The organism is Pseudomonas nabeulensis, from assembly GCF_004682045.1.
GTDB classification, from domain to species: domain Bacteria; phylum Pseudomonadota; class Gammaproteobacteria; order Pseudomonadales; family Pseudomonadaceae; genus Aquipseudomonas; species Aquipseudomonas nabeulensis.
This window is the reverse complement of record NZ_QUZT01000005.1, coordinates 45,669-71,893: the sequence shown is the minus strand read 5'-3', so window position 1 is coordinate 71,893 and position 26,225 is coordinate 45,669. Positions and strand designations below refer to the sequence as shown.

The 26,225-nt window shown below is 61.4% G+C and carries 24 protein-coding genes; 14 read left to right on the top strand and 10 right to left on the bottom strand.

Annotated features, from left to right (window positions below; translation table 11 throughout):
• Positions 1-9: 9 nt before the first annotated feature.
• Both htpG and DYL61_RS04535 read left to right on the top strand, forming a co-directional pair.
• Positions 10-1,914 (top strand): molecular chaperone HtpG, encoded by a 1,905-nt coding sequence (gene htpG, locus DYL61_RS04540; RefSeq protein ID WP_135307374.1) that lies wholly within the window; start codon positions 10-12, stop codon positions 1,912-1,914.
• A 66-nt stretch (positions 1,915-1,980) separates the two neighbouring features.
• The gene (locus tag DYL61_RS04535) at positions 1,981-2,703 is read left to right on the top strand and encodes a dienelactone hydrolase family protein (protein ID WP_135307373.1); all 723 of its coding nucleotides are present in this window, start codon (positions 1,981-1,983) and stop codon (positions 2,701-2,703) included.
• A gap of 108 nt (positions 2,704-2,811) precedes the next feature.
• Here DYL61_RS04535 and DYL61_RS04530 read toward each other — a convergent pair whose 3' ends face one another.
• Positions 2,812-3,678, bottom strand: a complete 867-nt coding sequence (locus tag DYL61_RS04530) for a pirin family protein (RefSeq protein ID WP_135307372.1) — start codon at positions 3,676-3,678, stop codon at positions 2,812-2,814.
• Between the two features lie 64 nt (positions 3,679-3,742).
• Positions 3,743-4,159 (bottom strand): OsmC family protein, encoded by a 417-nt coding sequence (locus DYL61_RS04525; RefSeq protein WP_135307371.1) that lies wholly within the window; start codon positions 4,157-4,159, stop codon positions 3,743-3,745.
• 207 nt (positions 4,160-4,366) lie between these two features.
• Between DYL61_RS04525 and DYL61_RS32065 the strand changes: the two genes are divergently transcribed.
• Positions 4,367-5,992: a methyl-accepting chemotaxis protein gene (locus tag DYL61_RS32065; RefSeq protein WP_135307370.1), complete on the top strand. Its 1,626-nt coding sequence runs from the start codon at positions 4,367-4,369 to the stop codon at positions 5,990-5,992.
• A gap of 181 nt (positions 5,993-6,173) precedes the next feature.
• On the opposite strand, the gene fabB is transcribed toward DYL61_RS32065, so the two are convergent.
• The 5 genes from fabB to DYL61_RS04495 form a co-directional block, all read right to left on the bottom strand.
• Positions 6,174-7,394, bottom strand: a complete 1,221-nt coding sequence (gene fabB / locus DYL61_RS04515; protein ID WP_135307369.1) for a beta-ketoacyl-ACP synthase I — start codon at positions 7,392-7,394, stop codon at positions 6,174-6,176.
• Positions 7,395-7,405: 11 nt separating this feature from the next.
• Positions 7,406-7,921: a 3-hydroxyacyl-[acyl-carrier-protein] dehydratase FabA gene (fabA, locus tag DYL61_RS04510; protein WP_010211704.1), complete on the bottom strand. Its 516-nt coding sequence runs from the start codon at positions 7,919-7,921 to the stop codon at positions 7,406-7,408.
• 249 nt (positions 7,922-8,170) lie between these two features.
• A complete protein-coding gene (locus tag DYL61_RS04505) occupies positions 8,171-10,072 on the bottom strand; it encodes an ATP-binding protein (protein ID WP_135307368.1) in 1,902 nt (633 codons plus the stop codon).
• Entirely contained in the window at positions 10,069-10,995 is a 927-nt protein-coding gene (locus DYL61_RS04500) for an ABC transporter substrate-binding protein (RefSeq protein ID WP_135307367.1), read from the bottom strand. The genes DYL61_RS04505 and DYL61_RS04500 overlap by 4 nt, the downstream gene beginning before the upstream one ends.
• A gap of 1 nt (position 10,996) precedes the next feature.
• Complete coding sequence (locus tag DYL61_RS04495; RefSeq protein WP_338053103.1) at positions 10,997-13,117, bottom strand: TonB-dependent receptor plug domain-containing protein; 2,121 nt, start codon at positions 13,115-13,117, stop codon at positions 10,997-10,999.
• Positions 13,118-13,312: 195 nt separating this feature from the next.
• On the opposite strand from DYL61_RS04495, the gene DYL61_RS04490 reads away from it, so the two are divergent.
• The 9 genes from DYL61_RS04490 to DYL61_RS04450 all read left to right on the top strand — a co-directional run bounded on the left by DYL61_RS04490 (position 13,313) and on the right by DYL61_RS04450 (position 21,139).
• A complete protein-coding gene (locus DYL61_RS04490) occupies positions 13,313-14,338 on the top strand; it encodes an NAD(P)H-dependent glycerol-3-phosphate dehydrogenase (protein ID WP_105699918.1) in 1,026 nt (341 codons plus the stop codon).
• A gap of 10 nt (positions 14,339-14,348) precedes the next feature.
• Entirely contained in the window at positions 14,349-14,696 is a 348-nt protein-coding gene (locus tag DYL61_RS04485; RefSeq protein ID WP_135307366.1) for a DUF4389 domain-containing protein, read from the top strand.
• Positions 14,693-15,142: a phosphohistidine phosphatase SixA gene (gene sixA, locus DYL61_RS04480; RefSeq protein WP_135307365.1), complete on the top strand. Its 450-nt coding sequence runs from the start codon at positions 14,693-14,695 to the stop codon at positions 15,140-15,142. Before DYL61_RS04485 ends, sixA begins: the two co-directional genes overlap by 4 nt.
• Positions 15,143-15,227: 85 nt before the next feature.
• Positions 15,228-16,877: an AMP-binding protein gene (locus DYL61_RS04475; protein ID WP_135307364.1), complete on the top strand. Its 1,650-nt coding sequence runs from the start codon at positions 15,228-15,230 to the stop codon at positions 16,875-16,877.
• Positions 16,878-16,907: 30 nt separating this feature from the next.
• Positions 16,908-17,351 carry a hotdog fold thioesterase gene (locus DYL61_RS04470; RefSeq protein ID WP_135307363.1) on the top strand — a complete coding sequence of 148 codons (444 nt, stop codon included), beginning with the start codon at positions 16,908-16,910 and terminating at the stop codon, positions 17,349-17,351.
• A gap of 97 nt (positions 17,352-17,448) precedes the next feature.
• Positions 17,449-18,252, top strand: a complete 804-nt coding sequence (locus DYL61_RS04465; protein WP_135307362.1) for an alpha/beta fold hydrolase — start codon at positions 17,449-17,451, stop codon at positions 18,250-18,252.
• Entirely contained in the window at positions 18,249-19,103 is an 855-nt protein-coding gene (locus DYL61_RS04460; RefSeq protein ID WP_135307361.1) for an alpha/beta hydrolase, read from the top strand. The genes DYL61_RS04465 and DYL61_RS04460 overlap by 4 nt, the downstream gene beginning before the upstream one ends.
• A 102-nt stretch (positions 19,104-19,205) precedes the next feature.
• Entirely contained in the window at positions 19,206-20,012 is an 807-nt protein-coding gene (locus tag DYL61_RS04455; RefSeq protein ID WP_135307360.1) for a DUF4892 domain-containing protein, read from the top strand.
• A gap of 71 nt (positions 20,013-20,083) precedes the next feature.
• On the top strand, positions 20,084-21,139 hold the full coding sequence (locus DYL61_RS04450; RefSeq protein ID WP_135307359.1) for an AI-2E family transporter: 1,056 nt from the start codon (positions 20,084-20,086) through the stop codon (positions 21,137-21,139).
• A gap of 60 nt (positions 21,140-21,199) precedes the next feature.
• Here DYL61_RS04450 and DYL61_RS04445 read toward each other — a convergent pair whose 3' ends face one another.
• Both DYL61_RS04445 and DYL61_RS04440 read right to left on the bottom strand, forming a co-directional pair.
• Positions 21,200-22,240 carry a sensor histidine kinase gene (locus DYL61_RS04445; RefSeq protein ID WP_135307358.1) on the bottom strand — a complete coding sequence of 347 codons (1,041 nt, stop codon included), beginning with the start codon at positions 22,238-22,240 and terminating at the stop codon, positions 21,200-21,202.
• Complete coding sequence (locus DYL61_RS04440; protein ID WP_105699928.1) at positions 22,240-23,004, bottom strand: response regulator; 765 nt, start codon at positions 23,002-23,004, stop codon at positions 22,240-22,242. Before DYL61_RS04440 ends, DYL61_RS04445 begins: the two co-directional genes overlap by 1 nt.
• Positions 23,005-23,263: 259 nt before the next feature.
• Here DYL61_RS04440 and pyrF point away from each other — a divergent pair, with 259 nt between their 5' ends.
• Positions 23,264-23,962: an orotidine-5'-phosphate decarboxylase gene (gene pyrF, locus DYL61_RS04435; RefSeq protein ID WP_017734306.1), complete on the top strand. Its 699-nt coding sequence runs from the start codon at positions 23,264-23,266 to the stop codon at positions 23,960-23,962.
• A gap of 132 nt (positions 23,963-24,094) precedes the next feature.
• Here the strand turns inward: pyrF and DYL61_RS04430 are convergent, their stop codons facing one another.
• The gene (locus DYL61_RS04430; RefSeq protein ID WP_135307357.1) at positions 24,095-25,102 is read right to left on the bottom strand and encodes an NADP-dependent oxidoreductase; all 1,008 of its coding nucleotides are present in this window, start codon (positions 25,100-25,102) and stop codon (positions 24,095-24,097) included.
• 173 nt (positions 25,103-25,275) lie between these two features.
• Between DYL61_RS04430 and DYL61_RS04425 the strand changes: the two genes are divergently transcribed.
• Complete coding sequence (locus DYL61_RS04425; protein ID WP_135307356.1) at positions 25,276-26,037, top strand: SDR family oxidoreductase; 762 nt, start codon at positions 25,276-25,278, stop codon at positions 26,035-26,037.
• The last annotated feature ends 188 nt before the right edge of the window (positions 26,038-26,225 follow it).

Genomic DNA, 26,225 nt, shown 5'->3' with positions numbered 1-26,225 from the left:
TTGATGACCATGAGTGTGGAAACTCAAAAGGAAACCCTGGGCTTCCAGACCGAGGTGAAGCAACTGCTGCACCTCATGATCCATTCGCTGTATTCCAACAAGGAAATCTTCCTTCGCGAATTGATCTCGAACGCCTCTGACGCTGTCGACAAATTACGTTTCGAAGCCCTGTCCAAGCCTGAGTTGCTGGAAGGTGGCGCCGAACTGAAAATCCGTGTGAGCTTCGACAAGGACGCCAAGACCGTCACCCTCGAAGACAACGGCATCGGTATGAGCCGCGAAGACGCGATTACCCATCTGGGCACCATCGCCAAATCCGGCACTGCTGATTTCATGAAGAACCTGTCGGGCGACCAGAAGAAAGATTCGCACCTGATCGGCCAGTTCGGCGTGGGCTTCTACTCGGCCTTTATCGTCGCCGACAAGGTTGAAGTCTTCAGCCGTCGTGCCGGCCTTGCCGGCAGCGAAGGCGTGCACTGGTCATCCAAAGGTGAGGGCGAATTCGAAATCGCCACCATCGACAAGGCAGACCGTGGCACCCGTATCGTGCTGCACCTCAAAGACGGTGAAGACGAATTCGCTGATGGCTGGCGCCTGCGCAACATCGTCAAGAAGTACTCCGACCACATCGCACTGCCGATCGAGTTGCCGAAAGAGCAGGCTGCTGCCGAAGGCGAAGAGACCCCGGCCCAGGAATGGGAAGTGGTCAACCGCGCCAGCGCCTTGTGGACCCGTCCTCGTACCGAAGTGAAGGACGAGGAGTACCAGGAGTTCTACAAGCACATCGCCCATGACTACGAGAACCCGCTGAGCTGGAGCCACAACAAGGTCGAAGGCAAGCTGGAATACAGCTCGCTGCTCTACGTACCGGCCCGCGCTCCGTTCGACCTGTACCAGCGTGAAGCGCCGAAAGGCCTCAAGCTGTATGTACAGCGCGTGTTCGTGATGGACCAGGCGGAATCGTTCCTGCCGCTGTACCTGCGCTTTATCAAAGGCGTGGTCGACTCCAACGACCTGTCGCTGAACGTGTCGCGGGAAATCCTGCAGAAAGACCCGATCATCGACTCCATGAAGTCGGCGCTGACCAAGCGTGTCCTCGACATGCTGGAAAAACTGGCGAAGAACGAGCCTGAGCAATACAAGGGCTTCTGGAAAAACTTCGGCCAGGTGATGAAAGAAGGCCCGGCCGAAGATTTCGCCAACAAGGAAAAAATCGCCGGCCTGCTGCGCTTTGCCTCCACTCATGGCGACGACGGCGAGCAGGTTGTGTCTCTGGCCGAGTACCTGGCACGCGCCAAGGAAGGTCAGGACAAGATCTACTACCTGACCGGTGAAACCTACGCTCAGGTCAAGAACAGCCCGCACCTGGAAGTCTTCCGCAAGAAAGGCATCGAAGTGCTGCTGCTGACCGACCGTATCGATGAGTGGCTGATGAGCTACCTCAGCGAATTCGACGGCAAGACCTTCGTCGACGTGGCCCGTGGCGACCTGGACCTGGGTAACCTGGACTCCGAAGAAGAGAAGAAAGAAGCCGAAGAAGTCGCCAAGGCCAAAGAAGGCCTGGTGGAGCGAATCAAGGCCGCCTTGGGTGAGGCTGTCAGCGAAGTGCGGGTTTCCCACCGTCTGACTGACTCCCCGGCGATCCTGGCCATTGGCGAGCAGGACCTGGGCATGCAGATGCGTCAGATCCTCGAGGCCAGCGGCCAGAAGGTTCCGGATTCCAAGCCGATCTTCGAATTCAACCCGACTCACCCTTTGATTGAAAAGCTGGATGGTGAGCAAGGCGAAGAGCGCTTCGGCGACCTGGCCCACATCCTGTTCGATCAGGCAGCGCTCGCTGCCGGTGACAGCTTGAAGGACCCGGCCGCTTATGTGAGCCGACTGAACAAGCTGTTGGTTGAACTGTCGGTTTGACACCGTTGTAGAAAAACCCGCTTCGGCGGGTTTTTTCGTTTACGTGCACCTCAGCTGGAGAAAATGATGAGCCAAGTCACTGTGCGTTCCGTGGTCTATCAGATTGATGGCCAGTCCTACGAAAGCCGCCTGGCGTTCGACGCCAGCCACAAGGGCCCGCTGCCGGGCCTGTTGATGGCGCCGAACTGGATGGGGGTGAGTGCGGGTGCCGAAGAGATTGCCAAGAGCGTCGCCAGCAAAGGCTACGTAGTGCTGATCGCCGACCTGTACGGGCAAACCGTGCGTCCGTCGAATGGCGATGAAGCCGGCGCGGCGATGATGCCGTTGAAGAATGACAACCCGAAGCTACTCAAGCTGATGCAAGCCGCCTTCGAGCAACTGCAAGGCCAGGCCGAAGTGGATACCACCAAGCTGGCCACCTTCGGTTTCTGCTTTGGTGGTTTCTGCTCGCTGGAACTGGCGCGCACCGGCGCACCGTTGAAGGCCGCCGTGTCGTTCCACGGCACGATCGATACTCAGAATCCGGAAGGTGCCAAGCACGTCAAGGGTTCAGTGCTGGTGTTGCACGGGGCTTCCGACCCATTGGTGCCGAAAGCGCAATTGCCGGCGTTTGAAGACGAGATGAATGCGGCCGGTGTGGACTGGCAGTTGCACAGCTTTGGCGGTGCGGTGCATTCCTTTACCGACCCCCATGCCAATGTGCCGGGCAAGATGATGTATGACGCGAAGACGGCCAAGCGGGCGTTCAAGTCGATGCATGATTTGTTGGATGAAGTGTTTCAGGGCTGATTCTTTAGCGCCTGTACTGGCCTCATCGGGGGCAAGCCCCCTCCCACATTCGACCGCATTCTCATGTTGGAACTCGGTCAACTGTGGGAGGGGGCTTGCCCCCGATAGCTATCTCACCGGCAACTCAATCCTTTCAGATTCCCCCGGCACCGTCGGCCAATCCCCAGCCGCCCAGCGCTGCCGAGCCTGTTCGATCATCGCCGGATCACTCGCCACAAAATTCCAATTGATCCGTCGCGGCCCATCCAACGGCGCGCCGCCAAACACCACCAGATGGCAATCCGTCTCGGCAAACAGCGCCATCTCCCGCCCTTCCGGCAACACCACCAGGCTATGCGCTTCCAAGGGCTCACCGTCGAGCTGCGCTTCACCTTCCAGCACATACACCGCGCGTTCCTCATGCTCATCGGGGATCAGCAACGTCGTGGCGGTCTGCATCTGCACATCGGCGTACAGTGTGGGCGACAGTACCGGCACAGGCGATTTGAGGCAGAAACCCTCACCGGCAATCAAACGAATCTGCACCCCCAGGTTGTCACTGGCCGGCAGGCTCGCCGCCGGGTGATGGCTGTAGTGGCCGGGACCGGTTTCGTGGTCCTTGGGCGAGGCCAGCCACACCTGCAGGCCGTGCAGGCTGAATCCTGCGGCCTTGACGGCATCGGGCGTGCGCTCGACATGGGCAATCGCGCTGCCGGCCGTCATCCAGCTGACATCGCCGGCCTGAACCACTTGATCCGAGCCCAGGCTGTCCTTGTGCTGCAAGGTGCCTTCGAACAAGTAGGTGAGGGTGGAGAGCCCGATGTGCGGATGCTGACGGATATTCATACCGCTGCCCGGCGCATAGCGGGTTGACAGCATATGGTCGAAAAACACGAAAGGCCCAACGCTGCGGCATTCACGCGAGGGCAGCGGGCGCAGGATCGGCTGGCCTTCGACATCTTCGGGGCGAGGGCGGATCACGGTGAGGGTGGTCATGGTGCATCCCTGTCTGAGCGGGTTGGATGCTGTTGAGCATAACCCGCTCGACGGGAACTTGGCGTTATTGGCTGAAGGCGCCTTCCGACAGCTTGGTCTCGATGCTGACCTCAGCCGTGGTCATCAGCTTGTGCACCGGGCAGCGATCGGCGACGCGGTGCAGCTCATCGCGTTGCTCGTCGGTGAGTACGCCCTTGAGGGTCAGCTTTACGTTGAGCTTGTATTTACCTTTTTGCTCTTCGGTGCTGTCGTGGCTGACTTCCACGGTGACGCCGGTGAGCGGGATGTCTTTCTTCTGGGCGTAGAGCTTGACGGTCAGCGCCTTGCAAGAGGCCAGCGCCGAGTCGAAATAGTCATGGGGAGACGGCGCCGAGTCATCGCCGCCCAGGCTCTTGGGCAGGTCGGTGAACAGTTCGTGGTTATTGATATTCACGCTGTGGCGAAAGTTGTCGTGGTTCAGGGTATTGACGGTAACAGGCATGGCAAACCTCACGAGGGGGCAGGAAGAAGGTCATGCAGTTATAGAGCATGCGGGCACTGGAGTGTTCCGTGTTTTCTACAATCACCTGCCGCGCGATTGTGCTAGGGGTTTATATCGCGTTTTCGTCTTACACAAAAAAGCTACTGCGCCGATACCTTTCAAGAGCCAGCTGCAAGTGGATGCAGCGCATTTGGAAGGAGCCAAGGAATGAGTCTCAGACGTTTGAACATCGCCCCGCGCGCCGGGTTGGGTTTTGGCTTGCTGGCGTTGATGGTGTTCGCCTTGGGCGGTTTTGCCCTGTTGCAGATGGCCAATATGCGCCAGCAATCGGACCAGGTGGAGAACAATTGGCTGCCCAGCGTGATGGCGGTGGGGGAGATGAGCCAGGACCTGTTGCGGGTACGTGCGCTGACGTTACGACTGTTGCTCAACCGTGATCCCCAGGCGCTGGCGCAGAATGAGCAGAAGCTCGGCGAGCTTAAAAACGGCCTGCATCAAGCCCAGGGCCTGTATGAAGCGTTGATTGTGCTGCCGGAGGAACGCGCGCTGTTCGATCGTTTCAAGGCTCAAGAGCTGCAATACCTGCAACGCCAGGAGCAGGTCATGGGGTTTTCCAAGGCCAACCAACTGGACGATGCCATCAGGGTGGTCAACGGCGAGATGAACCAGATTGCCGATGAAATGGCCGTCACCTTGCACGATTTGGTCAACCTCAACAAAACCAATGCCAACCAGGCGGCGAGTCTGGCGCAGAGTGTCTTCAGCCAGTCGCGCAGTTGGGTAGTGGGCATGATCGTGCTGACGGCGCTGATCACCATCGCCCTGGCGGTGTGGCTGACCCGCAGCATTGTGCTGCCCCTGGCGCAATCGCTGAAAGTCGCCCAGGGCGTGGCCAGCGGCGATTTGACGGGCGAGATCAGCGTCAGCGGCAACGATGAACCGGCACGCTTGCAGCAGGCCCTCAAGAGCATGCAGGAGAACCTGCGCGATACCATCCGCCAGATTGCTGAATCTTCCAACCAGTTGGCCTCCGCCTCCGAAGAACTCAGTTGCGTGACCGAGGACGCGACACGCGGCCTGTATCAACAGAATCAGGAAATCGAACAGGCGGCTACTGCGGTCAACCAGATGACGGCGGCGGTGGAAGAAGTGGCGAGTAATGCCGTGGCCACGTCCCAGGCGTCCCGTGAATCTGATCGCATTGCCCAGCAAGGGCGTGAGCAGGTGCAGCAGACGGTGGTGTCAATTGCGGCGCTGGCGTCGGATGTGACGGCCAATGCCAATCAGGTCGAGGACCTGGCGCAGAAGGTGTATGGCATCAGCAAGGTGCTGGATGTGATTCGCTCGATTGCCGAACAGACCAATTTGCTCGCGTTGAACGCAGCGATTGAAGCAGCGCGGGCCGGGGAGGCCGGGCGGGGCTTTGCGGTGGTGGCCGATGAAGTACGGGCGCTGGCCCATCGTACCCAGCAGTCGACCCGAGAAATCGAGTCGATGATCAGCGGGATTCAGCAAGGCACCGACCAGGCGGTCAGTTCGATGCAGCAAAGCAACACACGGGCGCATGCCACGCTGGAGATCGCCCAGTCGGCGGGCACGGCGCTGGAGGCGATAGCGTCGGCGTTTACCCTGATCAATGAGCGCAACCTGGTGATCGCCAGTGCTTCGGAGCAGCAGGCGGCGGTGGCGCGGGAGGTGGACCGCAATTTGATGAATATTCGCGATCTGGCGCACCAGACGTCGACGGGGGCGAACCAGACCAGTGTGGCGAGCCAGGAGCTGTCGCGGTTGGCGGTGGGGCTTAATAGCATGGTGGCGCGGTTTTCGGTGTAGAACAGTAGGGCCTCATCGGGGGCAAGCCCCCTCCCACATTTGACCGAGTACATCCTTTGGAATGCGGTCCAGTGTGGGAGGGGGCTTGCCCCCGATGAGGCCCTACAGACCACACAAAATCATCACCCACAAAAAAGCCCCGAACCAGTCGGGGCTTTTTCAGGTGATCAACCTACAGGGCTTACTTGCCCTGCCAGCGTTTCAGCACCAGGGTGGCGTTGGTGCCACCGAAGCCGAAGCTGTTGCTCATCACGGTGTCGATTTTTGCGTTTTCTTCGGTCTTGGTCAGGATTGGCATGTCAGCCACAACCGGATCAATTTCATTGATATTGGCCGAGCCGGCGATGAAGTTGCCTTCCATCATCAGCAAGCAGTAGATCGCTTCGTGAACGCCAGCGGCGCCCAGGGAGTGACCCGACAGGCTCTTGGTGGAGCTGATTTTCGGGGCCTTGTCGCCGAATACCGCACGCACACCTTCCATTTCCTTGGCATCGCCGACCGGAGTCGAGGTGCCGTGGGTGTTCAGGTAGTCGATTGGGGTATCCACGGTGGACATTGCCATCTGCATGCAGCGGATGGCGCCTTCACCGCTTGGCGCAACCATGTCGTAGCCGTCGGAAGTCGCGCCGTAGCCAACGATTTCCGCGTAGATCTTGGCGCCACGGGCCAGGGCGTGTTCCAGCTCCTCGACCACCACCATGCCGCCACCGCCGGCGATGACGAAACCGTCACGCTTGGCATCGTAGGCGCGGGAGGCCTTTTCCGGGGTTTCGTTGTACTGGGTGGACAGTGCGCCCATGGCGTCGAACAGGAACGACTGGCTCCAATGCTCTTCTTCACCGCCGCCGGCGAACACGATGTCCTGCTTGCCCAACTGGATCTGCTCAACCGCAGTACCGATGCAGTGTGCACTGGTGGCGCAGGCGGAGGAGATCGAGTAGTTCACGCCCTTGATGGCAAATGGCGTGGCCAGGCAGGCCGAAACGGTGCTGCCCATGGTCCGCGTTACACGGTACGGGCCAACACGCTTCACGCCTTTTTCGCGCAGGATGTCCAGCGCTTCCATCTGGTTCAGGGTCGATGCGCCGCCGGAGCCGGCGATCAGGCCGGTGCGTACGTTCGAAACCTGGTCTTCGCTCAGGCCGGAATCGGCGATGGCGTCTTTCATGGCCAGGTAGGCGTAGGCGGCAGCGTGGCCGACGAAGCGATAGATCTTGCGATCGATCAGTTCTTCGAGAGGCAGGTCGATGGAGCCGGAAACCTGGCTACGCAGACCCATTTCGGCATATTCCGGGTTGAAGCGGATGCCAGGGCGACTTGCACGCAGGTTAGCGGTGACGGTCTCTTTGTCATTGCCCAGGCAAGAAACAATGCCCAGACCAGTGATAACGACGCGGCGCATGCGGATAACCCTTAAAAGTTGTCAGTGGAAGTGAATACGCCGACCCGAAGGCCTTCGGCAGTATAGATCTCGCGACCGTCGACGCTCACCGAACCATCGGCGATGGCCAGGTTCAGCTTGCCCTTGAGGACGCGCTTGATCTGAATGTTGTAGGTGACTTTCTTGGCGGTCGGCAGGACCTGGCCAAAGAATTTCACTTCGCCCGAACCCAGGGCGCGACCGCGGCCTGGCAGGCCTTGCCAGCCGAGGAAGAAGCCGACCAGTTGCCACATGGCGTCGAGGCCCAGGCAGCCCGGCATGACAGGGTCGCCTTCGAAATGGCAGGCAAAGAACCACAGGTCCGGGGTGATATCCAGCTCGGCGACCAATTCACCTTTGCCGTACTTGCCGCCCTCTTCGCTGATATGGGTGATGCGATCCACCATCAGCATGTTCGGGGCGGGCAATTGCGCGTTACCTGGGCCGAACAGCTCACCGCGACTGCAGCGCAGCAGGTCTTCCCGGGTAAAGGCGTTTTGTTTGGTCATGCGAGCTCCTCAATAATCCCATGCGGCAGGGTAGGGTAAATCTTCCCGAACCGAATGAAGCGTTCATGCCTCATGTCGGCAGCCTACACATAGACTATTGCGTTGTAGTGAAAGTCACAGCGGTAAGGTACTGAATGTACACTTGTTCACTGAAATTTTAAACCGGGCCTGTTTATCGGCCCGTTTGGGTGCCTAAGACTGCCGCACTTTCGTCTTTCACGCCAGTCGCAGTTGGCTGATGGCGAGGCGCTATTGCACCCAACGCTGCAGTATTTGCTGCAAATCAGTACGTTTGAACGGCTTGGCCAGGTAATCGTTCATTCCCGCTGCAAGGCAGGCTTCGCGGTCGCCCTGCAAAGCATTGGCGGTCAGGGCGATGATGGGCAGCTCGGCACAGCCCGGTAGTTGGCGAATCTGCCGGGTGGCTTCATAGCCGTCGATCAGCGGCAAGCGGCAATCCATCAGGATTGCAGTGAAAATCAGGCTCTCGGCGCTGCGTATCGCTTCGGCGCCATCGGTGGCCAGGCTGACTTCGAAGCCCAGGCTGCGCAGCATGGCTTCGACCACGGTGCGATTGACCGGATTGTCTTCCACCAGCAACACATGGCGGCCGTCCCCGGCGCTGGTTTTGCCTTCGCCGTCAGCCGCAATGGCGGGCAAGTGGTGTTGATCAATCGCCAGGGGAATTTCCAGGGTGAACACCGAGCCGCGGCCTTCCTCGCTCTGGGCGCGCAGCGTGCCGCCCATGCGTTCGGCGAGGGTGCGGGCGATAGGCAAGCCGAGGCCGGTGCCGCCGTAACGTCTTGAAATGGAACTGTCAGCCTGCTGGAACGCATCGAACATCAGCTCCAGGCGTTCGGCGGAAATACCGATGCCGCTGTCGCGCACGGTGCAGGTGAACCACACCAGTTCATGGTCGAGGGTCTGCCACTGTGGCTCGACCACAACACTGCCGTGTTCGGTGAATTTGAGCGCATTGCCGATCAGGTTCACCAGAATTTGCCGGATACGGGTGGGGTCACCTTGCACTCGCAGTGTGTCCAGGCCCGCCGGAATCGGCAGTTTCAGCGCTAGGCCGCGCTGCTGGGCGCTGTGCTGGAAGGCCTGGGCGCAGCTGTTGATCAAGTCCGCGAGGTTGAATGGAATGTGCTCCAGTTCCAGAGCGGCGCGTTCGATGCGCGAGAAGTCGAGGATATCGTTGATGACCTTGAGCAAATGCTCGGTGGACTCGGAGGCCAGCGCCGCGTATTCGGTCTGCTCCTCGGTCATTTCGGTGGTTTCCAACAACTGCAGCATGCCCAGCACACCGTTCATCGGGGTGCGCAGTTCGTGGCTCATCATCGCCAGGAAGTCCGACTTGGCGTTATTGGCGCGCTCGGCTTCTTCGCGGGTCTGGATCAACTGGGCCATGGCTTGCTGTTGTTCGCGACTGGCCTGGTTGAGCCCTTCGGCCAGGTTGTTGATGTGCCGTGACAGGTCGCCCAGCTCCGAGTCGTCCACAATCGGCAGCGGCGTCTTGTAGTCGCCTTGCTGGATGGCCTTCACCGCATTGCCCATGGCGCTGATCGGCTGCGACAGGCTGGCGGCCAGGCGGCGGGCCAATAAGAAGGTGAACAGCAGGGCGAACAACGCGAGGATGCCGGCCTTGAACAGGATTTCCTGCTGGCGCTGGCTGAATGCATCGTTGGACATGCCGACGATCACGCGGCCCAGGTAATCCGCGCGGGGGGCCTTGGGTTCGTTGAGGTTGTCCTGGAAAAAGTCATTGCCCAGTTGGATATGTTGCAGGCGGATCGGCGCCTGGAACACTTTCACCGACAGCGAGCGGTCGTGCTTTTCCGAGGGCTGCTCGACGTACACCAGGATGTTCTCGCTGCTGTCCTGGATCTCCAAAAAGCGTACATGCGGGGTGGCCAGCGTGGCCCGCAGCAGGCTTTCAAGTACGTCGTTATTACCGGAGATCACCCCGTATTCGGTGGCGGGGGCCAGTTGGTTGGCGATCAGTTGGCCGGTGTGATCCAGTTCCTGGCGCAAATCCTGGATCCGCACGAAGGTGAAGAAGCTGATCAACAGCAACGTCAGCAACAGCGCCGGGCCCAGGGTGATGAGCTGGGTGCGGGTGTTGATATCCCAACGTCGACGCAAGGTCATGGGCGTTTTTCTCCTTCGGCCAATCGGGCGGCGACGTCTGCTTCGTCGACCTGTTCGATGCCCAGTGACCGTGCGACTTGCGGGTTGCCCACCACTTTGAAGTGATCCGGGTAGAGCGAGCGCGGCCAGGTGGCCGGCGGGCGGTCGAGCAAGCGATCAAGCACGGCCAGCCAGTCGGTCTGGTCGCTGTAGGTGCTGGCCAGGCTACCGGCCCGTACAAAACCGGCATTGGGCCCCACCAGCGGCAATTGCTGGGCGTAGCTGCTCAGCAGCAGGTTCTTCGCGGTTTTCGGGTTGTACAGTTGTGGGTCGTCGAGGCCGAGCAGCACGTCACTGTTCCGGAACAGGGTTTGCAGCGCGCGGCTGTCATTGATGCTGTCCCAGCGCTGGGGCACGATCTCCAGGCCCATGGGCGCGGCGTACTGGCGCAGTTCGGGCAGCAGGAATTCACTGTCTGCGCCGTAGAGCACCCCGATGCGTTGCGCCTGGGGCAGGACAGTGGCGATCAGGCGCAGTTGGCGATCCAGCGGCGGGTCGCTCCATAGCAGGCTGATGCGTGGGTGTTGCAGGGCGCCGGTGTGCTGATGGGCCTGCAGTCGGCTGATGCGCAGCACTAACGTCGGCGGGCCCTGGGTCGCTTGCAGGCGCCAGTCGAGGCTGGGCAGGTCGAGCAGTATCAGGCGTGTGTTGGCCGGCAGGCGGTTTGGTGCCGGCAGGTCATCGAGAGGGGTAAACGTGATCCGGTCTTCGGGACGTTGTGCGGCCAGGGCCTGGGTGAAGGCTTGCACGCCGGGACTGTCTTCGGCGGCGGTCAGCAGGATGTCGGCGCTCCAGGCCGGTGTCGCCAGCAGCAGGCACACGAGCAGTAGCCCGCGTCGCCAGAGCTTATAGAAGATGCAAGTCATCCGTGACGGGTCGCCCATGTCAGAACTCTAACTCGGCGCTGAAGTAGAGCACGTGGCGATGGTCGTAGCGGTTATCGGCCCAGGTGGTGGGCTGGTTATCGAGGCGCTGTTGCAACATGCCGGCCAGCTCCACGTTGGCTTTGCCCAGGGCAATGCGCTTGGCCACCCGCAGGTCGACCCGTTCGAAGCGATATTGGTTGAGTGCGTCGTCGCCGTAGTAGAACAGCGCACTGGACCAGCCTTGCCCCCATTCACGCAGCCAGCCGGCCGAGCCGCTGTTGCGCGCGGTTTGGGCTTTGTCCAACGGGTTGCTGGTGGTGGCGTCGACGTAAGCATAGGTCAGCCGCAGGCGGTCGGCGTTGCTGACGCGCCAGTCGAACTGGGATTCGGCACCGGTAAACCGCGAGCTGTTGGCGTTGCTGGCGATGTATTGGTTATTGCGCAGGGGCGAGCTGATCATGTCGGTGATTTCGTCATAGAACAGTTTCACGTCCATGTTCAGCCCGATGTCGGCAAAGAAACCGTTGTAACCCAATTCCCGCGAGCGCATCAGCTCTTTATCGAGGTTGCCCGGGCCCCGTGTCTTTACGAAGTATTGCCCGGTGGTCTGGCCGTAAGCCGGCGAGCTGAGATTGGTGACGCGATAGCTCCAGTTGACGTTGTTCTCGAACATGTCCGGCGAGCGGATCGCTTCGGAATACACCGCACGCAGGCCGTGGCGTGGATTGATCAAATAGTTGACTGCTACCCGTGGCGTCAGCGAGCTGCCGCTCAGGTGGGTGTCCTCGAACATGGCGCCGCCTTGCAGCAGCCAGTGTTCGCTGGCGCGCCATTCCAATTGGCCGAACAGGCGCCAGGTGGTGTCGTCCAGGGTGCCGTTGAAGTACGTGTCGGAGTCGGCGCGGTCGTAACGGTAGTTCACACCGCTGACCAGGCGCAGGCTGTCGGACAGGCTGAGGGTGTCCTGGATCTCCAGGTCGTAGCGGCTTTCGCGGGTGCTTTGGTCGATATCGCCGCACACACTCTGGTTGGCACCGTTGCGCCATTGATCCAGCACCTGATTGGCCAAGGCTTGCTCGGCCGGGCTGCCCGGCGGCGCAGAGCCTTGGCTGTAGGTGTCCATATGCCGGGCCAGGCGTTCGGCGTAGTTGGGGTTCATCTGCCACAACTGCGTCAGCTCCGGGCTGAACGAGACCTTGGCGTCGCAGGCTTTCCAGATTTGTCGGCGATCCCACTGCTGGGCCGAACCCTGGATATACAGGCTGTGATCGGGGTTGAAATCGAAGTTCCAGCGCAGGGACGCGGCATAGTCCTTGGCGTCGACGTCGGAATTGTTGCCACCTTCGGTAATCCCGGCGAATACCGGCATGTAGGTATACGGTCGCTGGTTGGTGCCTTCTTTAGCGTCCAGTTGCCAGTCGATGCTCTGCTGCGCGTTCAGGGTTTGGCTCACCGCCAGGCTGAAGCGGTTGAGGCGACGGCTGTCACGGCGGTCGGCACCGCTGGCGTCGCTGTCGAAGCCGTCGTCCTGCTGGCCGGACAGCGACAGGCGCAGATCACCGGTTTCCCAGCCCACGCCCTGGCTGGCATAGAAGTCGTTGATGCCGCGTTCGCCGCGCACCACCTTCACTCGCGTGCCGTGGCTGTTGGCCGGCGAGCGCGTGAGGATGTTGACCACCGCCATCAACGCATTGGCGCCGTAGCTGACGGTGTTGGGACCACGGAATACCTCAATGCGCTCGATGTCTTCCATGGCCACCGGGATGTCGCTCCAGTCCACCGTGGCCAGGCCGGCGCGGTACACCGAGCGACCGTCGATCAGCACTTGCATGCGCCGTGCATCGCTGGCGCTGGTGCCGTGGTAGTTCACTGCGGCCTGGTTGCCGGTGGTGTAGCCGACCATCATCCCCGGCACCAGGCGCAGCAGCTCGCTGATGTCCCGCGCACCGCTGGCCTTGATCAGTTCGCTGTCGATCACGGTCATGCTGCCGGGCACGGCGGCGGCCGATTGCTTGAGACGTGTGGCCGTCAGCACCTGGGGCAACGGCTGGTTATCCAGGAACAGATCGTCAGCCAGCGCCGGTACGCTGCACATCAACATCAACCACAGGGATGAACGGGTAGGAGGGCCCAAATACACGGCACGGCCTTGATAATTGCGGATAGCCGCCCATGTTAACTGAGGCGGGGCCTTTTGCCAGTCGTCGAACTTGCATTTACTTCACACAAACCTGGCATTTTCCGACAGGCACGGGAATTGACACGGGGGCTGGCCGCAAGCGGGTCGCCCCGTATAATGCCGCCATCGCCACTGGTATGGATTAACGGATTGCATATGACTGAACAGCGCCCTATTGCGGTCCTGGGAGGCGGAAGTTTTGGTACCGCCGTGGCTAACCTGCTGGCCGAAAACGGCCATCCAGTGCGCCAGTGGATGCGCGATCCCGAGCAAGCCGAAGCCATTCGGGTGCACCGGGAAAACCCGCGTTACCTCAAAGGCATCAAGGTTCATCCGGCGGTCGAACCGGTGACGGACCTGCTGGCCACGCTCACCGCCTGCGACCTGTGCTTCGTCGCGCTGCCTTCCAGCGCGCTGCGTTCGGTGCTGGCGCCCCACGCCGAGTTGCTCGCGGGCAAGCTGTTGGTCAGCCTGACCAAGGGCATCGAGGCACAGACGTTCAAGCTGATGAGCGAAATCCTTGAAGAGATCGCCCCGCAGGCACGCATTGGCGTGTTGTCCGGGCCGAACCTGGCGCGGGAAATCGCCGAACATGCATTGACCGCCACCGTGGTCGCCAGTGAGCACGAAGCGCTCTGCGAACGGGTGCAGGCGGTGTTGCATGGCCGTACGTTCCGCGTGTATGCCAGCAGCGACCGTTTTGGCGTGGAGCTGGGCGGTGCATTGAAAAACGTCTACGCAATCATCGCCGGCATGGCGGTGGCGCTGGACATGGGCGAAAACACCAAGAGCATGCTGATCACCCGCGCCCTGGCCGAAATGACCCGGTTTGCGGTGAATCAGGGCGCTAATCCGATGACCTTTCTCGGATTGGCGGGCGTGGGCGACTTGATCGTCACCTGTTCGTCGCCGAAAAGCCGCAACTATCAGGTCGGCTTCGCCCTGGGCCAAGGTTTGAGCCTGGAAGAAGCCGTCACACGCCTGGGCGAAGTGGCCGAAGGGGTCAACACCCTCAAGGTGCTCAAGGCCAAGGCTCAGGAAGTCGGCGTGTATATGCCGTTGGTGGCGGGGCTGCATGCGATTCTGTTTGAAGGGCGCACCTTGAACCAGGTCATCGAGCAACTGATGCGCGCCGAGCCGAAAACCGATGTCGACTTTATTTCCACCAGTGGTTTCAACTGAGGAACGCGTCATGAACGATCCAAAAGCAGCCCCCAAGTACGAATCCATTGTGCTGCGCATCTTGTGGATGCTGGTGTTTGCCCTGGTGTGGCAGGTGGCGCAGTTCATCCTCGGCGCCTTGGTGATCGTCCAGCTGATCTACCGCCTGGTCTACAGCGCGCCGAACCTGGGCCTGATGAACGTTGGCGACAGCCTCAGCCAATTCCTGGCACAGATTGGCCGCTTTGGCAGCTTCCACACCGAACAAAAGCCCTGGCCGTTTGCCGATTGGCCAACCCCCCGTGCCCCCGAGGGCGAAGCCGCCCACAGCGTGCCGCCGGCGCCGCACCCGGCACGTGATGAAGAGCCCAAACTGTGAAGCTGTGGATACTGCGCCACGGTGAGGCCGAAGGGCATGCCCGCACGGATGCCGAGCGCAATCTCACCGAACATGGCCGTGGCGAAGTGTTGCGCAGTGCTGCGCACCTGATCGGCCAACCCATCAGCGCGATCATTGCCAGCCCGTATGTGCGGGCGCAGCAAACGGCGCAGTTGGTGCGTGATGCGCTGGGTTTCGCGCCGGAAATCCGTACGGTGCCTTGGTTGACGCCCGAGGGTAATCCGCAGCAAGTGCTGCAACAACTCGACACCGATGACAATGTGCTGCTGGTCAGCCATCAGCCCCTGGTGGGCAGCCTGATCAGCTTTTTGCAGCATGGCCATCTGCGCCAGCCGCAACCGATGCATACCGCCAGCCTGGCGGAACTGGAAGGGGATTTTCCGCTGGCGGGGCTGATGAGCCTGGTCAGTGTGAAGAATCCGTAGGCTTTATCGCGGCTTTGTGTGTGCTATATAGTCAACCAAGCAAGTGCTTGGTTGGCTATCATCGGACCACAAAGGAGCGCGTCCCATGCCCGTCGCTTTTCGTTTGCCGTTGCAGGTCTTCTACGAACGTGAAGCGCGACATCCGCGCCAAACCTTTCTGGTGCAGCCCGTGGGCGGGGGCGAGGTGCAACGCCTCACCTGGGCCGAGGCGGGCCACCAGGCTCGTTGTGCTGCGCACTGGCTGCGCGCACGGGAGTTGCCCCAGGGCTCGCACATTGCGCTGATTTCCAAGAATTGCGCCCACTGGATCATCGTCGACCTGGCGATCTGGATGGCCGGGCATGTCTCGGTGCCGCTGTACCCCAACCTGACCGCCGACTCCGTCGCCCATGTGCTGACCCACTCCGAGGCGGCGCTGGTGTTTATCGGCAAGCTCGACGACTGGCCCGCCATGGCGCCCGGCGTGCCGGCGGGCGTGCCGACCATCAGCCTGCCGTTGTGCCCGGCGGGCGCGTTCGATTTCAACTGGGCCGACCTGCTGGCCTGTTCGCCGATCCAGGATGACCCTGCGCCCGCCGCGTCGGACCTCGCCACCATCATCTACACGTCCGGCACCACCGGCCTGCCCAAAGGCGTGATGCACAGCTTTGGCGCCTTGGGCTTTGCCGCCAGCCACGGCAGCGAATTATTTGGCCTGGGGGAGGGCGACCGATTGCTGTCGTACCTGCCGTTGTGTCACGTGGCGGAGCGGATGTTTGTGGAAATGGCGGCGATCTATACCGGGCAGACGGTCTTTTTCGCTGAAAGCCTGGATACATTTCTTACCGACTTGCGCAGGGCCAGGCCGACGGCTTTGTTTGGCGTGCCGCGTATCTGGACCAAATTCCAGATGGGCGTTTACGCGAAGATCCCGGAAAAACGGTTGGATACGCTGCTGCGTTTGCCGTTTATTGGCAAACGAGTGGGCCATAAAGTGCTGGCCGGGCTGGGGCTGGATGCATTGCGCGTGGCGCTGTCCGGTGCGGCGCCGGTGCCCGAGGCCTTGCTGCGTTGGTATCAGCGCCTGGGCCTGGATGTGCTGGAGGTGTACGGCATGACCGAGAGTTGCGGCTATTCCCATGTGTGTCGCCCCGGCCAGCAGACCCTCGGCTGGATCGGCTTGCCGTGCCCCGGCGTTGAAGTGCGCATTGACCCGGCAGGCGAAGTGCAGGTGCGCAGCGGTGCGACCATGCTCGGTTACTTCAAGGACCCGCAGAAAACCGCCGAAACGCTGACTGCCGACGGCTTCCTGCGCACCGGTGACAAGGGCGAGCAGGACGCGGCAGGCCGTCTGCGCCTGACCGGACGCCTCAAGGAAATCTTCAAGACCAGCAAAGGTAAATATGTGGCCCCGGCGCCGATTGAAAATCGCCTGGCCGAACATGCCCGCATCGAGCAGGTCTGCGTGGTGGGCGATGGGCTACCCGCGCCGATCGGCCTGTGTGTGTTATCGGCCGTTGGCGAGGACCGGCAAGGCCTTCGCGCCAGCCTTGAACGCTGGCTGGAACAGGTCAACCAGGCGCTGGACAAGCATGAGCGCCTGCGCCAACTGGTGGTGGTCAAGGACAGCTGGGCGGTGGAAAACGGCTTTCTGACCCCGACCTTGAAGATCAAGCGCAACGTGATCGAATCGACTTACGGCGCACATTTTCAGACTTGGAGCGAGCGTTCCGAATCGGTTCTGTGGCAGGATTAGGCTCATCATAAAACCAAAAAGGACAACGGCATGAGCCTGTGGCGCACCCAACCGAATATCGAACAACTCAATGCGATCCAGAAAAACACCATCGGTGAACTGCTGGACATTCGCTTTGAAAGCTTTGATGAGGAATCCCTGACCGCCAGTATGGTGGTCGATCATCGCACCCATCAGCCTTACGGCCTGCTGCACGGCGGCGCGTCGGTGGTGCTGGCGGAAAGCGTCGGCTCCATGGCCGCTTACCTGTGCATCGACCCCAGCAAATTCTATTGCGTGGGCCTGGAGGTCAACGCCAACCACCTGCGCGGTGTGCGCAGCGGGCGGGTGACGGCGGTGGCGCGGGCGATTCATATTGGCCGTACGACCCAGGTGTGGGACATCCGCTTGACCAGCGATGACGGCAAGGCCAGTTGCGTATCGCGCCTGACCATGGCCGTGGTGCCGTTGGGTGAGAAACCGCCGGCCCGATAGGCGTGGCGTGAGTGTCATCATTCCTGGCAGTTACAGTCATTGCTGTAGTGCGCGAGGGTGGTGACAATCGATCTCTGTTTTTGTAGATGGAACCGGTATGTCGCAGCACGTGTTTTTTGCCCACGCCAATGGCTTTCCCTCGGCCACCTACGGCAAGTTGTTTGCCGCCCTGGCCCCGGAATATGCAGTGGCGCATTTGCCCCAGCATGGTCACGACCCGAGGTTTCCGGTGGATGACAACTGGCAGAACCTGGTGGACGAGTTGATCCACCATCTGGAACTGCAACCGGAACCCGTGTGGGGGGTTGGCCATTCCCTGGGCGGCGTGCTGCATCTGCATGCGGCCATGCGTTGCCCGCAGTTGTATCGCGGTGTGGTCATGCTCGATTCGCCGGTGCTGACCCGCGCCGACCGTTGGGTGATCCGCGCGGCCAAGCGCTTGGGCTTTATTGACCGCCTCACGCCGGCCGGTCGCACCTTGGGCCGTCGTGAAGAATTCAACGATTTGGACACCGCGCGCAGCTACTTCGCCGGCAAGACCCTGTTTCGTGGTTTTGACCCGGAATGTTTCGACGCATATCTGCAACATGGCCTGCAACAAGTGGGCGACCGCCTGCGCTTGCGCTTCGACCCGGCTACTGAAATCAGCATCTACCGCGGTGTGCCCCACACCAGCCCTGGCCAGGTGCGTCAATTGAAAGTCCCATTGGCGGTGGTGCGCGGTCGCCAGAGTCGCGTAGTGATGCGCCACCACGCCAGTGGCGTTGATCGCCTGCCCATGGGCGAGATGCTCACCATGCCCGGCGGCCATATGTTCCCCCTCGAACGCCCCCAGGATACCGCGACCTTGATCAAGCAACTGTTCGCCCGCTGGCAGGCTCGCGAGCGCAATTGCGCATGAGTACGCCCGTCGAAGAAGTGCGCCTGAGCCTGCCCCATATCGAACTGGCCGCCCATTTGTTTGGCCCCGAGGACGGTGTGCCGGTGATCGCCCTGCATGGCTGGCTCGACAACGCCAACAGCTTTGCGCGGCTGGCGCCGAAGCTCAAAGGCCTGCGCATCGTGGCGTTGGACATGGCGGGGCATGGGCATTCGGCGCACCGTCCCGTGGGCGCCGGGTATGCCTTGTGGGATTACGTGTTTGATGTGCTGCAAGTCGCCGAACAACTGGGCTGGAAACGTTTTGCATTACTTGGTCATTCCCTCGGCGCCATCGTCTCGTTGACGCTGGCGGGTGCGTTACCGGAACGGGTGACGCACCTGGGTTTGATCGACGGCGTGATCCCGCCCACCGCCACCGGTGAGAACGCCGCCGAGCGGTTGGGCATGGCCTTGCAGGCCCAATTGAACCTGCAAGACAAGCGCAAACCGGTCTACAGCACCTTGGATCGCGCCGTCGAAGCGCGGATGAAAGGCGTGGTGGCCGTCAGCCGTGAAGCCGCCGAACTGCTGGCCCAGCGCGGCTTGATGCCGGTGCCGGGCGGGTATACCTGGCGCACCGACAGCCGCTTGACCCTGGCTTCGCCGATGCGTCTGACAGACGAACAGGCCATGGCTTTCGTGCGGCGTGTGGGCTGCCCTACGCAGTTAGTCGTCGCGGCTGATGGCATGTTGGCGAAACATCCCGAATTGCTTTCCCAGTTACCCTTTACGGTGACCACGTTGCCAGGCGGCCATCATTTGCACCTGAATGACGAGCCCGGCGCGCTCCTTGTTGCAGACTGTTTCAATCGGTTCTTCTCCGCGCCTTGACTTGGGACGGTCAACTGCCGAGGCTGGGCGGATTGAAAGGGAGTCAACCATGAATAAACTCAACATCGCTGCGACCGCCCATGGCCAGAGCTCGTTGATCCTATGAGCGTGCGTAACGGATGTCTCCGTGTCCTCGGGTTGAGCCTGCTCAGCCCATTGGTGTTCGCCGCCGACGCACCGGGTAGCCAGGACCTGCCCAACGTGGCCCGCCAGGTCGACGCACAGATTGTCGACTACCGCCCCGCCGAAGAAAAAGAACGCATCTACCCCATGGGCGCGATCCGCAAGATCAGCGGCCAGTTGCGTTATGAAGGCCAGGCCACCGCACGGGGCCAGACCACTGCCATCACTTATGAATTACCGCCCGAGCACAGCTCCAGCGCAGCGTTTACCGCCACCCGTGAAGCGTTGCAGGAGAAGGGCGCGCAGCTGTTGTTCTGGTGCAAGGCCCGTGATTGCGGAGAAAGCAGCCTGTGGGCCAACGAGGTGTTTGGCAACGCCAAGTTGGTAGGTGCCGACAGCCAGCAGGAATACCTGCTCCTGCGCATGGACAACTCCCTGCTGGCGCTCTACGGCATCACCCGTGGCAACCGCCGCGCCTATCTGCATGTCGAGCAACTGGACGCCACCGCGCCGTTGGGAGATCTGCTGCCAACCTCGGCCACCTTGTTGCGTGAGCTGAAAAGCACCGGCGAGCTGGATTTTCCTACGCTGGGCGGTGAGCCGGATGACACCTGGCTGACGCTGATTTCCCGCGGACTGAACCTTGACGCAACGTTGCGAGTGAGTTTGACCGGGCCGACCGCCGAAGCCTGGCGCCAGGGCCTGATCGACAGCGGCGTACGTGCTGCGCGCATGGAGACCGGCACCGGCGATGCCAAGGGCCTGCACCTGCATCTGATACGCTAAGCGTCACAGGGCGAACGGACCCGCGCCGTTCGCCTAAGCTTCTTCCTACCGTCTTCTTCTAGAGAACCCCCATGCTCAATAACGATCGCCTGCTGGTGCAAATCCTGCTGCTGGTGCTGTTTGGTGCCAGCTTCTGGGTGATGGCGCCGTTCTGGTCGGCGCTGTTCTGGGGCGCGGTGCTGGCGTTTGCCAGCTGGCCGCTGATGCGCCTGCTCACCCGTTGGTTGGGTGGTCGCGAATCCTTGGCGGCCGGCATCCTGACCTTGTGCTGGATGCTGCTGGTGGCGGCGCCGCTGGTGTGGATGGGGTTCAACCTGGCGGACCATGTGCGTGACGCCGTCACGTTGATCAAGGATATCCAGGTCGACGGCTTGCCCGAGGCGCCAACCTGGCTGGGCTCGATTCCGTTTGTCGGTGAACGCCTGGTCGGCATGTGGGACAGCATCGACCAGCAAGGCGCGGCGCTGATGGTCACGCTCAAGCCGTACTTTGGCCAGGTCGGCAACTGGCTGCTGGCGCGCAGTGCACAGATCGGTGGCGGCATTCTGGAGCTGACCCTGAGCCTGGTGTTCGTGTTCTTCTTCTATCGTGACGGGCCGCGCCTGGCGACGTTTGTACACCGTTTGCTGGAACGTTTGATCGGCGAACGCGCCGGCTACTACATCGAACTGGTGGCAGGCACCGTGCAGCGGGTGGTCAACGGTGTGATTGGTACGGCGGCAGCCCAGGCGCTGTTGGCGTTGATCGGCTTCCTGATCGCCGGCGTGCCGGGCGCGCTGGTGTTGGGCATCGTGACCTTCCTGCTCAGCCTGATCCCCATGGGCCCTCCGCTGGTGTGGATCCCGGCCACGGCGTGGCTGGCCTGGAAGGGCGATTACACCTATGCGGTGTTCCTCGGCATATGGGGCACGTTCATCATCAGTGGCGTGGACAACGTGCTCAAGCCGTACCTGATCAGCCGTGGCGGCAACCTGCCGTTGGTGATCGTGTTGCTGGGGGTGTTTGGCGGGTTGATTGCGTTTGGTTTTATCGGCCTGTTTATCGGCCCGACGTTGTTGGCGGTGGCGTATAGCTTGTTGATGGATTGGAGTGCGACCCAGGCCCAAAACCGTCGGGAAAACACCTGAATGGCCTCGGTCGATGTGGGAGGGGGCAAGCCCCCTCCCACATTTAGAACTGTGTGTGTCCTATGCCCTTGGCAACCACAAGACCGCGGTCAACCCACCGCCTGGGGTTTCTTCCAGGCTCAAGCGCCCACCCAGGCGCTCCACCGCCTCTTTGGATATCGTCATCCCCAATCCAACCCCGCCGGAATTGCGGTTGCGCGAGCCTTCCAGCCGATAAAACGGCTCAAATACCGCCTCGCGCTTGTCCGCCGCAATGCCAGGCCCGTGGTCGATCACCCGAATCAGCAGCGCCTCGCGGCTGTCTTCCAATTCGATACGCGCCGTGCCGGCATAGCGCAGCGCGTTGTCGATCAGGTTGTTGAGGCACGAGCGCAGGGCCATTGGCTGCACCTGCAAGGGTGCGCAAGTGCCGGCGAATTGCACATCCGAGCCTTGGTCCTGGGCGTTTTCGCTCATGGACTCCACCAGCGCCTGCACATCCAGCCAATGCCGGGTTTCGCTGGTGCGCTGTTCGTGCAGGTAGCTCAGGGTGGCGTCGAGCATGCCGATCATGTCGTTGAGGTCCTGACGCATCTGGCCCTGCAACTTGGCGTCCTCGATCTGTTCCAGGCGCAGCTTGAGGCGTGACAGCGGGGTGCGCAGGTCATGGGACACCGCGCCCAGCATGCGTGCCCGTTGGCTGACTTGCTCACGGATACGCCGCTGCATCAGGTTGAACGTCGATGCCGCCTGGCGCGCCTCGCGGGGGCCGGTTTCTTCCAGGGGCGGGCTGTCGAGGTCCAAACTCAGGCGCTCGGCGGCGTCGCTCAGGCGCTGGATCGGCCGGCTCAGCAGTTTGGCGCCGTACCACGCAGCAATGATCAGCGAGATGAACTGGAACGTCAGCGGCACCACCGGGCCACCAAACCAGGGGCGATGATGCTCCTTGTTCAGCGGCTTCATGCTGCCGTCAGGTTGCTCGACAAAGGTTTCTTGAGGCGGCGGCGGAGGCGGTGGGCCGTAATGCCGGAACCAGGCGATGGCCAGTACATGGGCCAGGATGATCGCCACCAGCAACACGCCGAACAGCCGACCGAACAGCGTGTTGAAGGGGGCGCGCATCAGCCGATGTCTCGGGCGTCGAACAGGTAGCCTTCGCCACGTACGGTCTTGATCAACTGCGGTGCCTTGGGGTCATCCCCGAGTTTTTGGCGCAGGCGCGACACCAGCAGGTCGATGCTGCGATCGAATGCTTCGATGGAGCGGCCTCGGGCAGCGTCCAGCAGTTGTTCGCGACTCAACACCCGGCGCGGGCGTTCGATAAATACCCACAGCAGGCGGAATTCGGCGTTGGACAGCGGCACCACCAAGCCATCATCGGCCACCAGTTGGCGCAATACGCTGTTGAGGCGCCAGTTGTCGAAGCGGATATTGGCGCGCTGTTCGGTGCGGTCATCGCGCACACGGCGCAGGATGGTCTGGATACGCGCCACCAGTTCACGCGGCTCGAAGGGCTTGGACATGTAGTCGTCGGCCCCCAGTTCCAGGCCGATGATGCGATCGGTGGGTTCGCAGCGGGCGGTGAGCATCAGGATCGGGATGTCCGATTCCGAACGCAGCCAGCGGCACAGCGACAGGCCGTCTTCGCCCGGCAGCATCAGGTCGAGCACCACCACGTCAAAGGTCTCGGCCTGCATGGCCAGGCGCATGGCGGCGCCGTCGGTCACGCCGGTGGCGAGGATATTGAAGCGCGCCAGGTAGTCGATCAGCAGCTCGCGAATCGGCACATCGTCGTCGACGATCAGTGCGCGGGTGTTCCAGCGCTTGTCATCGGCGATCACCGCGCCTTTTGGCTCTTCGTGTACAGGGACGGAAGGAGTATGCATAGTGCGATCATCTGCCTGGTTGTTGCGGTCAGCATAGGCGCCCAGCCCCATGGCTGGTAGTGCTGGTCGGTGGGTCGTGCGAGCGAGCCTAGCCGGGGGGCGTGTTGGGGGCATGTCGTGAATGTATCAGCTTTGAAATAATTGGCTGAAATGTCCGTCCGATGGCACCTGGTCAGTATTTACCGATCATCGGATCCCGCAACGGCGCCGCTTGCGCTACAATCCGCGCCGATTTCGACTTGCCTGAGAGCCCATCCCAATGTCCGTCTGCCAGACTCCTATCATCGTCGCCCTGGATTACCCCACTCGTGACGCCGCACTGAAGCTGGCTGACCAGTTGGACCCGAAGCTTTGCCGGGTCAAGGTCGGCAAGGAACTGTTCACCAGCTGCGCGGCGGAAATCGTCGGCACCCTGCGTGACAAAGGCTTCGAAGTATTCCTCGACCTGAAATTCCACGATATCCCCAACACCACTGCCATGGCCGTGAAAGCCGCCGCTGAAATGGGTGTGTGGATGGTCAACGTGCACTGCTCCGGCGGCCTGCGCATGATGACCGCCTGCCGTGAGGTGCTGGAACAGCGCAGCGGCCCTAAACCGCTGTTGATCGGTGTGACCGTGCTGACCAGCATGGAGCGCGAAGACCTGGCCGGTATTGGCCTGGACATCGAGCCTCAGGAGCAAGTGCTGCGTCTGGCGGCCCTGGCGCAGAAGGCCGGTCTTGATGGCCTGGTGTGCTCGGCGCTGGAAGCCCAGGCGCTGAAGACCGCCCATCCGTCGCTGCAACTGGTGACACCGGGAATTCGTCCGGCGGGCAGCGCCCAGGATGACCAGCGCCGTATCCTGACCCCACGTCAGGCACTGGATGCAGGTTCCGATTACCTGGTGATTGGCCGTCCGATCAGCCAGGCGGCGGATCCGGCGAAGGCGTTGGCGGCAGTGGTTGCCGAGATCGCCTGATCGCTAAGGCAAACAAAGATCCAAATGTGGGAGGGGGCTTGCCCCCGATTGCGGTGTATCAGTTACAGATGAGCTGTCTGACACTCTGCTATCGGGGGCAAGCCCCCTCCCACATTTAGATCTCCAAAGCCATCAGTTGACTTTCAATACAAGCTTCCCAAAGTTCTCCCCGTTGAACAGCTTCATCAACGTCTCGGGGAACGTCTCCAGCCCCTCCACAATATCCTCTTTGCTCTTGAGCTTGCCCTGAGCCATCCAGCCGCCCATCTCCTGGCCGGCAGCCGCAAAGTTCGCGGCGTGATCCATCACCACAAACCCTTCCATACGTGCGCGATTGACCAGCAGTGACAAATAGTTGGCCGGGCCTTTGACGGCTTCCTTGTTGTTGTACTGGCTGATAGCCCCGCAAATTACCACCCGTGCTTTCAACGCCAGGCGGTTGAGCACGGCATCGAGAATATCCCCGCCGACGTTATCGAAATACACATCCACGCCCTTGGGGCACTCGCGCTTGAGCGCAGCCGGCACGTCCTCGTTTTTGTAGTCGATAGCGGCGTCAAAACCCAGCTCATCCACCAGAAACTTGCACTTGTCGGCGCCGCCAGCGATGCCCACCACGCGGCAGCCTTTGATCTTGGCGATTTGCCCGGCAATGCTGCCTACCGCACCGGCCGCGCCGGAGATCACCACGGTGTCGCCGGCCTTGGGTGCGCCCGTATCCAGCAGGGCGAAGTAGGCGGTCATGCCGGTCATGCCAAGGGCCGACAAGTAGCGTGGCAGCGGTGCCAGTGTTGGATCGACCTTATAGAACCCACGCGGCTCGCCAAGGAAATAATCCTGCACGCCCAGGGCACCGTTTACGTAGTCCCCTACGGCGAATTTCGGGTTATTCGACGCAATCACCTTGCCTACGCCCAGTGCGCGCATAACCTCACCGATACCGACCGGCGGAATGTAGGACTTGCCCTCATTCATCCAGCCGCGCATCGCCGGGTCCAGAGACAGGTATTCATTGCGCACCAGTACCTGGCCATCCTGGGGTGTGCCCACCGGCACTTCCTGGTAGGTGAAGGTGTCCCGGGTTGCCGCGCCGACCGGGCGTTTGGCGAGCAGGAATTGGCGGTTGGTCTGGGCAGTCATGGCAGCGACTCTTCTGGAAATGAACGGGAAGTGATAGACCTTCAGCGCGTGGGAGGCAAGGCCCGGCGCCCCTGCGAATGCAGGTTGATAGGCGCAACTGATAGTGCTGACGTGGCTCTCATGGCGTTGGCTAGACTGCTGCCACGGTCATTTTTCCTACAGGACATCCTCCCATGAGCATGACGTTTTCCGGCCAGGTCGCCCTGGTAACCGGCGCCGCCGCCGGTATTGGCCGCGCCACCGCGCTGGCATTCGCCGCCGAAGGCTTGAAGGTCGTCGTCGCCGACCTCGATGTGGCGGGCGGTGAGGGCACCGTGGCGCTGATCCGGCAGGCCGGTGGCGAAGCGCTGTTTGTGCGTTGCAACGTCACCCAGGAGGCGGATGTGCAGCAGTTGATGGCCCAGACCCTCGGTGCATACGGCCGTCTGGACTATGCCTTCAACAACGCCGGGATCGAGATCGAGAAGGGCAAGCTGGCGGATGGCAGCCTGGACGAGTTCGACGCCATCATGGGCGTCAACGTCAAGGGCGTGTGGCTGTGCATGAAGCACCAATTGCCGCTGCTGTTGGCCCAGGGCGGCGGTGCTATCGTCAACACCGCGTCGGTGGCTGGGTTGGGGGCGGCGCCGAAGATGAGTATCTACGCGGCGTCCAAGCATGCGGTGATCGGGCTGACCAAGTCGGCAGCCATCGAATATGCGAAGAAGAACATCCGCGTCAACGCGGTGTGCCCGGCGGTGATTGATACCGATATGTTCCGGCGCGCCTATGAAGCCGACCCGCGCAAGGCGGACTTCGCGGCCGCCATGCACCCGGTGGGGCGCATCGGCAAGGTTGAAGAGATCGCCAGCGCGGTGCTGTATCTGTGCAGTGATGGCGCCGCATTTACCACCGGGCATGCCTTGGCGGTGGATGGTGGCGCCACGGCTATCTAGGACCTCGCGCCGTACCCCATTCGAAAAGGGTTGGGGTGCTGTGAGGTTTTTTCCGGGCTGGCAAAGTGCCCTGTCAGAATGTGTATCACAAGGTAAATAATTCAATAAAATCAATACTTTAATAAATTTTTGCCGCCGGCTTTCTCAGGCTTCTGTGCTTAACTCCCTCGGGTTGAATAACAGACAGT